Here is a 12,559-nt window from a genome sequence, read left to right as displayed (position 1 = left end):
CGAGCTTCCATCATGGCGCATCGACGCCGAGTGATGAAGGAGGGAGGAGACCATCTCATCGCCGTAAACCCATCCCTGGGGGCTCTGGGTTCGCCATCCTGGCTCACACAGTCCTGGAAAGGCCTGTCGCCACCTAGGCCTACCTTTGCTGGGGGTCACCTGGGCTGTGCTTGCTGAGGGTGTGTTCTGAAATGTGAGCAGATTGCCTTCGATTCGGCCGTTGAAATCGCGGATATACCCCCTCCCACGGCGGCTTTGGCATACGCTAATGCCCCCGTGGGAGCGAATTCATTCGCGAACAAGAGCTGCCAGGTGCCACCAAGGCGAAAGACTGAACAAAACTCTCCACTAGCACGGCTCAGGTGACAACCTCCAAAGGTAGGCCCAGGTTCTGGTGGCCTTGCTCAGGGCTGTGTGAGGCAGGATGCCGAACCCAGAGCCCCCAGGGATGGGTTTACGGCGTCCTTGAGCAAGGCCACCAGAACCTGGGCCGGAACGCCCCCGTCACCGATCTCGAAGGGCCTTAGACAGATCGAGGCCGCCCGGAAAACCTGTCATTACTCAAAGCCCACCCACGCAATCCATCGCTGACAGCGAAAGGCCCTAGCCCCATCGAAACCAATCGGCGTCGAAGCCGAGTCACATCTCACCACCGCCACTAAAGAACCCCTACGTTCGAAATCTGCCCTATACAGCCTAATGCCCAGAAGCTTGGGCCGAAGGCAGGCAGTGCGCTAAGCTTCAGGGCAGAGTCCCATTCACAGGCTTGGAGTCCCCCATGGCTAACGGCAACGACGAGCTCTATCCGGTACCGACGGAGATCGCTTCCAGGGCACATCTGGACAAGGCGGGCTATGAGGCCATGTATCGGCGCTCCATTGAAAACCCGGAGGCCTTCTGGGCCGAACAGGCCGAGCGATTCATCCACTGGTTCCGCCCCTGGGATCGCGTCATGGACTGGGACTTCAAGGAACCGCGAATCCGCTGGTTCGAAGGGGCCGAGCTCAACGTCAGCTACAACTGCATCGACCGTCACCTGGAAACACGCGGCGACAAGACCGCCATCATCTGGGAAGGTGATGAACCGGGTGACACCCGCCGCTTCAGCTACCGCGAACTCCATGAAGCAGTATGCCGCCTCGCCAATGGCCTGCGAGCCCGGGGGGTCCGGCGGGGCGATAGGGTTTGCATCTACATGCCCATGGTCCCCGAGGCCGCCATCGCCATGCTCGCCTGTACCCGCATCGGCGCCATTCACTCCGTTGTCTTCGGCGGCTTCTCACCCCACGCCCTGCGTGACCGGATTCTGGACGCCGACTGCAAACTGGTGATCACCGCCGACCAGGGTGTTCGCGGTGGCAAGATTGTCCCCCTCAAGGAAAACACCGACAAGGCAGTCACCGAATGTCCCGGCGTGGAAACCGTGGTGGTATTGCGCCGCACCGGCGCAGAGGTGCCCTCCAGTCCTGATCGAGACATTGACTACCATGAGCTGGTCGAAGACATGGAGCCCCACTGCGAAGCGGAACCCATGGACGCCGAGGACCCCCTGTTCATCCTTTATACATCCGGCAGCACCGGCAAGCCCAAGGGGGTACTGCACAGCACGGGCGGCTACATTCTCCAGGCCGCCATGACCCATCACTATGTCTTTGATTATCACGAAGAGGATATCTATTGGTGTACCGCCGATGTGGGCTGGGTCACGGGGCATAGCTATATTGTCTACGGCCCATTGGCCAATGGCGCAACCACCCTCATGTTCGAAGGCGTGCCGACCTATCCGGATGCCAGCAGACACTGGGACATTGTCGACCGCCACCAGGTGAACATTTACTACACCGCCCCCACCGCCATCCGTGCACTGATGCGTGCCGGCAATGAGCCTGTCCAGCAGTACAGCCGCAAGAGCCTGCGCATTTTGGGAACGGTGGGGGAACCCATCAACCCGGAAGCCTGGAACTGGTATCACCAGGTGGTGGGCGATGGTCGCTGCCCGGTGGTGGATACCTGGTGGCAGACCGAGACGGGCGCCATCATGATCGCGCCGCTGCCAGGTGCCACGGATCTCAAACCCGGCTCCGCCACCCGGCCCTTTTTCGGCGTCCAGCCAGCATTGATGGATGCCGATGGAAGAGAGCTGGAGGGAGAAGCCGCCGGCAATCTGGTCATCAAGGGCAGTTGGCCAAGCCAGATGCGGACGGTCTACGGAGACCATGAGCGCTTCGCTCAGACCTATTTCAGCGCCTACCCCGGCCTATATTTCACCGGCGATGGTGCCCGCCGGGACGCCGACGGCTACTGGTGGATTACCGGACGGGTTGACGATGTCCTCAATATTTCCGGTCATCGCCTGGGTACGGCGGAAGTGGAAAGCGCCCTGGTGCTTCACCCTGCTGTGGCCGAAGCGGCCGTGGTGGGCTACCCCCATGACGTCAAGGGCCAGGGCATCTATGCCTACGTCACCCTGATGGCAGGCAAGGAAGGCAGCGACGAGCTCAGTGATGAATTGATGGATCTGGTGCGCGACGAGATTGGCGCCATTGCCCGGCCGGATATCATTCAGTGGGCACCGGGTCTGCCCAAGACCCGCTCGGGCAAGATCATGCGCCGCATTCTGCGCAAGATCGCGGCCGATGAGCTTGATACACTGGGTGATACCAGCACCCTGGCCGACCCCGGTGTGGTGGACAATCTCATCGACAATCGAATCAAGCCCGACAGTGGCGCCTGATTGAATCAGGGGGACATGACGTGATCAAGGCCAGCCGCTTTCGGCCTGCCTGGTGGGCCCGCAATGCCCATGCGCAGACGATCTACCAGAATCTCCTCCGGCCCTATCCCCGCGTTGACACACGGCGCGAGCGAATCACGCTGGCAGACGGCGATTTTCTCGACCTGGATTGGGCCGGCCCGGACCACGGGCCGATGGTCATTCTTATCCATGGTCTCGAGGGCTCACTACAGTCCAAATATATCGCCGGCCAACTTCGGGCATTGGTGAATGCCGGCCTCCGCGGCGTGGTGATGCATCTTCGGGGCTGCAGCGAAGAGGCAAACCGTCTGCGGCGCGGCTACCACTCCGGCGCCAGCGAAGACCTGGAAGCGGTGGTCTCTCATGTGGAAAAGCACTGCCCCGGCGTCTCCCTGGCCGCGGTGGGTTACAGCCTGGGCGGGAATTTGCTGCTCAAATGGCTAGGGGAGCGTGGCGCTGATTGCCCCCTGACAACGGCAGTAGCCGTGTCAGTGCCTTTCCGCCTCTCCCAGTGCGCCCATGCCATTCGACAGGGCAGCTCCCGGGTCTACAACGCATTCCTGATGCGGCGTATGAAGGCCAGTTACCGGGCCAAGTTCTCCCGACGTGATGATGCGCCCTTCCCCCTTGACGCCCTGGATGGTTTGAAAAGCTTTCATGATTTCGACAATGCCATCACCGCGCCCCTGCACGGTTTCGACAATGCCGAGGATTATTATCAGCGCAGCAGCAGCATTGCCTTCCTGACTCGCATCCAATGCCCTACCCTGATTCTTCATGCCCTGGATGATCCCTTCATGCGCCCTGATATCGTCCCGAGCGAGCGGGAGATATCAGACCATGTGGAAGTGGAGATCAGCCCCCGGGGCGGCCATGTGGGCTTCGTTACCGGTCGCTGGCCCTGGCGGCCACGCTGGTGGCTGGAAGAGCGGGTAACCGGGCATTTGATTACGGCGTTTGAAATCAGCTAGCACAAAAAAACCGCCCCGGACAAAGCCGGGGCGGTTTCAGCTTCGATCCATGCAGTTGGATCAGGCGGCGTCGACCGCCTTCATGCTCAGGCGTACCTTGCCGGAGCGATCCACTTCCAGAACCTTGACCTTCACCACATCACCTTCCTGGACCACGTCCGACACCTTCTCCACTCGCTCTTCCGCGAGCTGGGAGATGTGCACCAGACCGTCCTTGCCAGGCAGGATGGTGACAAAGGCACCGAAGTCCATGATGCGGGCAACCTTGCCTTCGTAGATCTTGCCCACTTCCACTTCGGCCGTGATGTCTTCGATCATCTTCTTGGCGGCTTCACCGGCAGCGCGGTCCACCGAAGCGATCTTGATGGTGCCATCGTCGGCAATATCGACATTGGCACCCGTCTCTTCGGTAATGCTGCGGATGGTGGCGCCACCCTTGCCGATCACATCGCGGATCTTGTCCGTATGGACCTTCATGGTCAGGATGCGGGGCGCCCAATCGGACATTTCTTCACGGGGCTTGGAGATGACCTTGTTCATCTCGCCAAGGATGTGCAGACGCCCATCCTTGGCCTGAGCCAAGGCATCTTCCATGATTTCCCGATCAATACCCTCGATCTTGATGTCCATCTGCAGAGCAGTGACACCCGCTTCGGTACCGGCAACCTTGAAGTCCATGTCACCCAGGTGATCCTCGTCACCCAGGATATCGGTCAGAACCGCATGGCCGGCATCTTCCTTGATCAGGCCCATGGCCACACCGGCCACCGGGGCCTTGATGGGCACACCGGCATCCATCAGGGACAGACTGGTGCCGCACACGGAAGCCATGGAGCTGGAGCCGTTGGATTCGGTGATTTCGGAGACCACACGAATCACATAGGGGTACTCGTCCATGTCCGGCATCACGGCCTGAACACCGCGCTTGGCGAGCTTGCCGTGACCAATCTCACGCCGCTTGGGGCCGCCCATGAAGCCGGTCTCACCCACACAGTAAGGCGGGAAGTTGTAATGCAGCATGAAGGGCTGCTTGTGCTCACCCTCAATGGCATCAATGATCTGTGCATCGCGACCGGTACCCAGAGTGGTGACCACCATGGCCTGGGTTTCACCGCGGGTGAAGATGGCGGAACCGTGAGTCCGGGGCAGATCGCCAACGGTCACGTTGATGGGACGCACCGTACGGGTATCACGGCCATCAATGCGCTTCTCGCCGGCAATGATGCGACCACGGACAATCTTCTTCTCCAGATTGCCCACTGCCGACTTGACCTCACCCTCGGACCACTTGGGTTCATCCTCGCCTTCCGGAACCAGAGCGGCCACGGCCTTGGCGCGAATTTCACTCAAACGCTCGTTGCGTTCCTGCTTGTCGGCAATTTGATAGGCACCGTCCAGATCGGCATGAACCAGCTCTTCCACCTTGCCAGCCAGTTCGGTGTCCTCAGCCTCCGGCTCCCATTCCCAACGGGGCTTGCCGGCTTCATCGGCCAGTTCCCGAATAGCCTGGATGGCCGTTTGCATCTGCTCGTGACCATGAAGCACCGCACCCAGCATGACTTCCTCGGACAGCTCCTTCGCTTCCGACTCCACCATGAGCACGGCCTTATCGGTACCGGCCACCATCAGGTCCAGGTCGGATTCTTCCAGCTCGCTGGCATTGGGGTTGAGCAGGTACTCGCCGTCGCGGTAACCCACACGGGCAGCCCCGATGGGCCCGTTGAAGGGAATGCCGGAGAGCATCAGGGCGGCAGAGGTGCCGAGCATTGCCGGCACATCCGGATCCACTTCGGGATTCACGGAGATCACCGTGGCAATGACCTGAACCTCATTCATGAAGCCCTTGGGAAACAGCGGGCGAATGGGACGGTCAATCAGGCGCGAAGTCAGTGTTTCCTTCTCGCTGGGACGACCTTCCCGCTTGAAAAAACCGCCGGGGATACGGCCGGCGGCATAAGTGCGTTCCTGGTAGTTGACGGTGAGGGGGAAGAAGGGACGACCGGGATCGGCTTCCTTCTGGCCCACGGCGGTCACGAGGACCACCGTTTCGGACATGTTGACCAGCACCGCGCCATCCGCTTGGCGGGCAAGGCGGCCGGTTTCCATGGTCACCGCATGACCACCGTAATTGAATGTTTTGCTGATTGCTTTCACGATAATTTAACCCGTTGCCTGTAGTTCAGCGACGCAGATTCAGGCGCTTGATGAGGTCCTGATAGCGACTGCGATCCTTCCGCTTGAGATAATCCAGCAGCTTGCGGCGCTGATTCACCATGCGCAGCAGACCACGACGAGAATGATGGTCGTGCTTGTGCTGGGAAAAATGTTCGGTAAGCTCATTGATTCGAGTGGTCAGCAGCGCGACCTGCACTTCCGGGGAACCGGTGTCTTTCTCGTCGCGGGCATATTCACGGACCACTTCCTGCTTCTTTTCTGCACTCAGAGACATTGCCTGTTTAACTCCTGATTTACTTTGCGTTGCGCAAAGGGTTTCTGAATCCCGGTTCGGGCACATCCCGAAACCGCATTCACTACCCGGACCCCGCAGTGGCTGTCACGCCCACCGCCTGGGCCGTCCCAAGCCGCCTATTCTACGCCCGCGGCCCCTGGCGTCACAAGGGACGGCGCCCAGGCGCCGCCCCGAATCCCATCAACCGGTGTGAAGCAGGCGCTTCGGCGCCACCCGGCCATCATCCAGGATCTCGCCAATACCGAGAAATCCCCGATCTTCCGCATAAACGCGGACCCGACCGGCCACCGGCGCTCCGGCCACCTGAACCGCCTGCCCCTGGCGGAAATACCAATCCATGTCGGCACTCAGATTCACCGACTCCCACCCTGCCAGGGCAGTATCCGCCGGCTGCAGCAGGGCATCCAGGGCTTCCTGGCCCTGCTCGGCGGCCTCTTCCACCGCCTCCAGGCTGACCAGCTCGTCTTCAGAGTAGGGCCCGGCGCCAACCCGTCGCAGGCGACTCACATGGCCCACCGTGCCAAGCGCCGCGGCGATATCTTCCGCCAGGACGCGAATGTAGGTGCCCTTGCTGCACTGGGCCCGCAGGCTCAGCACCGGCGGATTGATCGCCAGGCAGCTCAGCGCGTGGATGGTGACCCGACGCGGCTCACGCTCCACCTCGACCCCTTCGCGGGCCAGGCGATAGAGGCGTTCACCCTTGTGCTTGAGAGCGGAATACATGGGCGGGATCTGTTCGATGTCGCCGCGAAAATCAGCCAGGACGCTTTCCAACCGCGCTTCATCCAGAGTCGGCACCTCGGCTGATTCCACCACCTCGCCCTCGGCATCGCCGGTGCTGGTGCGAGTTCCCAGCTGACAGTCGAACTCATAGGTCTTGTCCGCATCCAGTAGAAACGCAGACAACTTGGTGGCCTCTCCCAGGCACAGGGGCAAGACACCGCTGGCAAGGGGGTCCAGGCTGCCGGTATGGCCCGCCTTGCGGGCATCGAACAACCGTCGGACCCGCTGCAGGGCCTGGTTGGAACTCATTCCCAGCGGCTTATCCAGGGGCAGTACGCCATGAACGTCCCGCCCGCGCTTGCGACTACGACCCACGCTCGTCCTCGTCCTCGTCATCTCCACGCCGACGGCGATCACTTTCCACAGCCTGGTCAATCAGGGAACTGAGTTCCGAACCCCGCTCCAGACTGTCGTCATGCTTGAAGAACAACTCGGGTGAGCGACGGATATACATGGTCCGGCCAAGACGGGCACGCAATGGCTTGCGTGCGGCGTCCAGGCTTTCCACCAGGCCTTCCGGCGGATCGCCCAGGAAATCCACCCAAACATTGGCGCGGGAAAGATCCCTGGCCACTTCCACATCCGTGACGGTAACCTGCCAGGCAGCGTCATGATCCACTTCCTCACGGATGATCAGACTCAGCCGCCGCTTCATTTCCTCGGCCAGCTTGCGCTGCCTGGCACTCGTCGGTTCCTTCACTTCAGGCTCCTTACAGCGTCCGCTGAACTTCGTGACGCTCGTAACATTCGATCTGGTCGCCGGCCTTCACGTCGTTGTAATCCCGCACACCGATACCGCACTCGGTCCCGGAGCGGACTTCATTGACGTCGTCCTTGTAGCGTCGGAGGGATTCCAGTTCACCCTCGTAGATCACCACGTTGTCACGCAGGACACGGATCGGGTTGTGGCGACGCACCGCGCCATCCACCACCAGACAGCCGGCAATATTGCCGAACTTGGGCGAGCGGAACACATCCTTGACCTCTGCGAGGCCCACGATCTCTTCCCGAAGCTCCGGCGACAACATGCCGGACAGGGCCGCCTTGACGTCGTCAATGGCTTCGTAAATGACGCTGTAGTAACGCAGGTCCACGCCGGTCTCGCTCACCTGCCGCTTAGCAGAGGCATCGGCACGAACATTGAAACCGATGATGACCGCATCGGAAGCCGCTGCGAGGTTGACATCGGATTCGGTGATGCCGCCCACGGCGCTGGACACGATCTTGACCTTGACCTCGTCGGTGGAGATCTTCTGCAGGGATTCGGAAAGCGCTTCGGCACTGCCTTGCACATCCGCCTTGATGAGCACATTGAGGATGCCCACATCGGCGCCCTCGCCCATCTGCTGGAACATCTCGTCCAGTTTGGCCGCCTGCTGCTTGGCCAGCTTGGCATCCCGTTCCTTGCTCTGGCGGAACGCCGCCACTTCACGGGCCTTGCGTTCGTCTTCAACCACCACGACGTCATCACCGGCCTCGGGGGTACCGGACAGACCCAGGACCTCCACCGGGATGGAGGGACCGGCTTCCTTCACCTGTTTGCCGGTCTCGTCAAACATGGCACGAACGCGTCCATATTCCTGACCGGCCAGCAGCACTTCCCCCTGACGCAGGGTGCCATGCTGAACCAGCACCGTCGCCACCGGACCACGGCCCTTCTCCAGCTTGGACTCGATGACAATGCCATGGGCCACATTGCTGTCCACGGCCTTGAGCTCCATCAGCTCTGCCTGCAGGGCCAGCGATTCCAGCAGCTCATCAATCCCCTGACCGGAATGGGCGGAAACATGAACGAACTGGGTATCACCACCCCAGTCTTCCGGGATCACTTCATGTTGAGCCAGCTCGTTCTTGACCCGATCAGGATCCGCTTCCGGCTTGTCCATCTTGTTGACGGCAACAACGATCGGGGTGCCAGCTGCCTTGGCATGCTTGATGGCCTCGATGGTCTGGGGCATTACGCCATCATCCGCGGCCACCACCAGCACCACGATATCGGTGAGCTTGGCACCACGGGCCCGCATGGCGGTGAAGGCGGCGTGACCGGGTGTATCAAGGAAGGTCACCATGCCGCTGTCGGTCTGCACATGGTAGGCACCAATGTGCTGGGTAATGCCGCCGGCCTCGCCACTGGCCACCTTGGCCTTGCGGATATGGTCCAGCAGCGAGGTCTTGCCGTGGTCCACATGGCCCATCACGGTCACCACAGGTGCGCGGGGGATTTCCTGGCCCTCGGTGGGAACTTCCATCACCTTGGATTCCAGTTCATCCTCGCGCTGCAGCTTGACCTTGTGACCCAACTCTTCCACCACCAGGGCAGCGGTTTCCTGATCAATGGACTGGTTGATGGTTGCCATCACACCCATCTTCATCATGACCTTGATCAGCTCATTGGCTTTCACCGCCATCCGCTGGGCGAGATCGCCCACGGTAATGCTCTCGGGCACAACCACCTCGCGGACCACGGGGCCGGCCGGCTTTTCAAAGCCATGACGACCACCGGAGGACGATCGGGTCGGGCGGACCTGGCTGCCCCGTTTGCGGCGACCTTGCTTGTCCCGCGCCACATGCAGTTCCTGACGGCCACCCTTCTTGTCCTTCTTGGGCTTGGCCGCCTTGGCGCGCTGACGTTTTTCGTCCTCTTCTTCCTGCTTGCGAGCTTCCTGCTCGGCCTTGCGGCGCTCTTCCTCGGCTTGGCGCTCCCGCTCCGCTTCCTCGCGGGCGCGGACATCTGCCTCACTTTCTTCGTCGGCCGACTTCTCTTCCTCGGCGGTTTCTTCCACCGCCTCGGCTTCCACATCGACACTCTCTTCGGCCTCGGCGGGGGCTCCGGCTTCTTCCACCGTCTCAGCCTCGGCAGCCTGAGCTTCTTCAGCGGCCTTGCGGGCTTCTTCTTCGGCTTTCTCCTGCGCCTCACGCTCCTGGCGCTCGGCTTCTTCCCGGGCGCGCTTCTCCTCCTCCAGGCGACGAAGCTCTTCTTCCCGCTTCTTCTGCTCCTGCTCGAGGATATCCTTGCGCTTGACGTAGGTCCGCTTGCGCCGCACTTCCACATTCACGGTCTTGGCACGGCCCTGACCACCGGAGGTGCGCAGTTCGCTACGGGAACGGCGCCGCAGGGTGATCTTGCTTGGCCCCGACTCCTCACTGTCCGCGGCCTTGCCTCGGCTTTTCTGCAGGTGCGCCAACAGCTCCATCTTCTGATCATCGTTGATGGTGCCTTCAGGGTCGGTCACATCGATGCCCGCATCGCTGAGTTGGGTCATCAGACGGTCCACCGACACGCCCAGGTTGTTCGCAAATTCTTTAACGGTCACTTCCGCCATACGGCAAAGCTCCTCGTCTCAATATCCGGACCGGTCTGAACCGGTCGCATTCCCCGTCGCTCGAGCGGCGGGATGAGTCAGACTGCCTTCATGGGCTTACTGGGAAGACTGTTCCTCCTCACCTTCCTGCTCGGCGAACCAGGGCGCACGGGCTTCCATGATCAATTCCGCGGCCCGATCCTCGTCGAGTCCTTCGATATCGCTGATATCGTCCACTGCCTGCTCGGCAAGATCATCCATGGTGCGGATGCCCTTCTCAGCCAGCTTGCCTGCCAGGGCCTCATCCATGCCCTTCATGCCCAGCAGATCATCGGCCGGTTCCTCGTCCTGACCATCCTCGCCGGAGATGGCCATTTGCAGCAGGACATCCCGGGCCCGGCCACGCAGCTCGTCGACCACATCTTCATCGAACTCTTCCACTTCCAGCAGTTCGCTGGCCGGCACGTAGGCAATCTCTTCAATACTGGAGAAGCCTTCCTGCACCAGGATCATGGCGACTTCCTCGTCCACATCCAGCTTCTCCATGAAGCTTTCCTGGATGCTCCGAGCTTCGGATTCGCTCTTCTCGGTGGCCTGACTCTCCGTCATCACGTTCAGCTCCCAACCGCTGAGCTGACTGGCCAGACGGACGTTCTGCCCGCCGCGGCCAATGGCCTGGGAGAGCTGATCTTCCTCCACCGCGATGTCCATGGTGTTGGTGTCCTCGTCCATGACAATGGACAGGACTTCCGCCGGCGACATGGCATTGACCACAAACTGTGCCGGGTTATCGTCCCAGACGATGATGTCGATACGCTCACCGGACAGTTCATTGGAAACTGCCTGAACGCGTGAACCCCGCATGCCCACACAGGCACCCACGGGATCAATGCGATCATCATTGCTGCGCACGGCGATCTTGGCACGAAGCCCCGGATCACGCGCTGCACCCATGATGTCGATCAGGCCCTGACCCACTTCCGGAACTTCCAGCTCGAAGAGCTTGACCAGAAACTCCGGGCAACTTCGACTGATGAACAGCTGGGGCCCCCGCTGTTCGGAGCGGACTTCCTTGAGGTAACCGCGGACCCGGTCACCGGCCCGAACAGCTTCACGGGGAATCATCTCTTCACGCGGAATAAAGCCCTCGGCGTTGCCGCCAAGATCAATCCAGACGTTACCCCGCTCGACACGTTTGACCTGGCCGGTGAGCAGTTCGCCCACACGGTCTTCGAAGGCCTCAACCACCTGAGCCCGTTCGGCCTCACGTACTTTCTGGACAATCACCTGCTTGGCCGTCTGGGCAGCAATTCGGCCAAACTCCACCGACTCCAGAGGCTCTTCAACGTACTGCCCCGGCTCCACGTCATCGCCGTATTCATCCTTGGCGTCCATGAGACGAAGCTCCTTCTCGGGACTCTCCATCTCCGCGTCGTCCGGAATCACCAGCCAGCGCCGGAAAGTCTCGTAGGAGCCATCCGAGCGATCAATGCTCACACGAGCATCGATCTCGCCACCATGACGCTTTCGGGTGGCCGAGGCCAAGGCAGCCTCAATCGCCTCGAAAATCACTTCCTTGCTGACGCCTTTCTCGTTGGAAACGGCCTCAGCTACCAGCAGGACTTCTTTATTCATGTCCCCATCTCCAGTCGCATGACTTCCGACTCACTGCTTGGGCGCGAGTCGTGCTTTATCGATACGTTCAAAGGGCAGTTCGTAGACTTCATCGTCCACCTGCACTTTCACCAATTCGTCTTCCACCCCCAGGAGCAGCCCCTTGAAGCGGCGGCGCCCTTCAAAGGGGGCGTCCAACTGCACACGGACCCGCTCTCCGGCAAAATGCTCGAAATGGGCCAGAGTCCGCAGCGGGCGCTCAATACCCGGGGATGACACTTCCAGGGTGTAACGCCCCGGAATCGGGTCCTCAACGTCCAGGATCCCGCTGACCTGCCTGCTGACCGCCTCACAATCATCCACGGTGACGCCGCGCTCGATATCGATATAGAGACGCAGCAGATCACCGCCGGGCTTGAACTCCAACTCGATCAGGTCAAAGCCCATGCCCTTGATGGCAGGCTCCAGCAGTTCGATCAGTTGTTCTTTCATTAACGCCAAATTCCTCAAATTTTTCTGGCAGCCCATACGAAAAAGGGGCCGCAACGGCCCCTTCAGCATCGACCCCCTGCAGGGGTCCCGACTGTACGAAATGCGCCTGCATTCCGAACCGGACCCCGGAGGGCCGGTCGAGCCGCCGCCAACGAAAAAGGCCCCGGAGGGG

Annotated in this window: 9 protein-coding genes; 2 read left to right on the top strand and 7 right to left on the bottom strand. The window is 60.9% G+C overall.

The genetic code is table 11. From position 1 onward, the window contains the following. The first annotated feature begins 778 nt into the window (after window positions 1-778). Entirely contained in the window at window positions 779-2,734 is a 1,956-nt protein-coding gene (gene acs / locus ACJWXQ_RS05440) for an acetate--CoA ligase (protein WP_406672332.1), read from the top strand. A gap of 20 nt (window positions 2,735-2,754) precedes the next feature. Continuing rightward, window positions 2,755-3,726, top strand: a complete 972-nt coding sequence (locus tag ACJWXQ_RS05435; RefSeq protein ID WP_346051578.1) for a hydrolase — start codon at window positions 2,755-2,757, stop codon at window positions 3,724-3,726. 60 nt (window positions 3,727-3,786) lie between these two features. Here the strand turns inward: ACJWXQ_RS05435 and pnp are convergent, their stop codons facing one another. The 7 genes from pnp to rimP form a co-directional block, all read right to left on the bottom strand. Next, on the bottom strand, window positions 3,787-5,880 hold the full coding sequence (gene pnp, locus ACJWXQ_RS05430) for a polyribonucleotide nucleotidyltransferase (protein WP_346051580.1): 2,094 nt from the start codon (window positions 5,878-5,880) through the stop codon (window positions 3,787-3,789). A gap of 25 nt (window positions 5,881-5,905) precedes the next feature. Further along, on the bottom strand, window positions 5,906-6,175 hold the full coding sequence (gene rpsO, locus ACJWXQ_RS05425) for a 30S ribosomal protein S15 (protein WP_346051581.1): 270 nt from the start codon (window positions 6,173-6,175) through the stop codon (window positions 5,906-5,908). Window positions 6,176-6,376: 201 nt separating this feature from the next. Beyond that, window positions 6,377-7,294, bottom strand: coding sequence for a tRNA pseudouridine(55) synthase TruB (gene truB, locus ACJWXQ_RS05420; protein ID WP_346051583.1), 918 nt, complete (start codon window positions 7,292-7,294; stop codon window positions 6,377-6,379). Next, window positions 7,284-7,679 carry a 30S ribosome-binding factor RbfA gene (gene rbfA, locus ACJWXQ_RS05415; protein WP_406672331.1) on the bottom strand — a complete coding sequence of 132 codons (396 nt, stop codon included), beginning with the start codon at window positions 7,677-7,679 and terminating at the stop codon, window positions 7,284-7,286. Before rbfA ends, truB begins: the two co-directional genes overlap by 11 nt. Window positions 7,680-7,689: 10 nt before the next feature. Next, complete coding sequence (gene infB / locus ACJWXQ_RS05410) at window positions 7,690-10,302, bottom strand: translation initiation factor IF-2 (protein ID WP_346051587.1); 2,613 nt, start codon at window positions 10,300-10,302, stop codon at window positions 7,690-7,692. Window positions 10,303-10,398: 96 nt separating this feature from the next. Further along, the gene (nusA, locus tag ACJWXQ_RS05405; RefSeq protein ID WP_346051589.1) at window positions 10,399-11,916 is read right to left on the bottom strand and encodes a transcription termination factor NusA; all 1,518 of its coding nucleotides are present in this window, start codon (window positions 11,914-11,916) and stop codon (window positions 10,399-10,401) included. A gap of 30 nt (window positions 11,917-11,946) precedes the next feature. After that, window positions 11,947-12,396, bottom strand: a complete 450-nt coding sequence (rimP, locus tag ACJWXQ_RS05400) for a ribosome maturation factor RimP (protein WP_406672330.1) — start codon at window positions 12,394-12,396, stop codon at window positions 11,947-11,949. Between the last annotated feature and the right edge of the window lie 163 nt (window positions 12,397-12,559).

The sequence above is a fragment of the Natronospira sp. genome (genome assembly GCF_007134575.1).
Lineage (GTDB): Bacteria > Pseudomonadota > Gammaproteobacteria > Natronospirales > Natronospiraceae > Natronospira > Natronospira elongata.
Note: the sequence above shows the minus strand (reverse complement) of the source record. Positions and strands in the feature narration are given on the sequence as shown.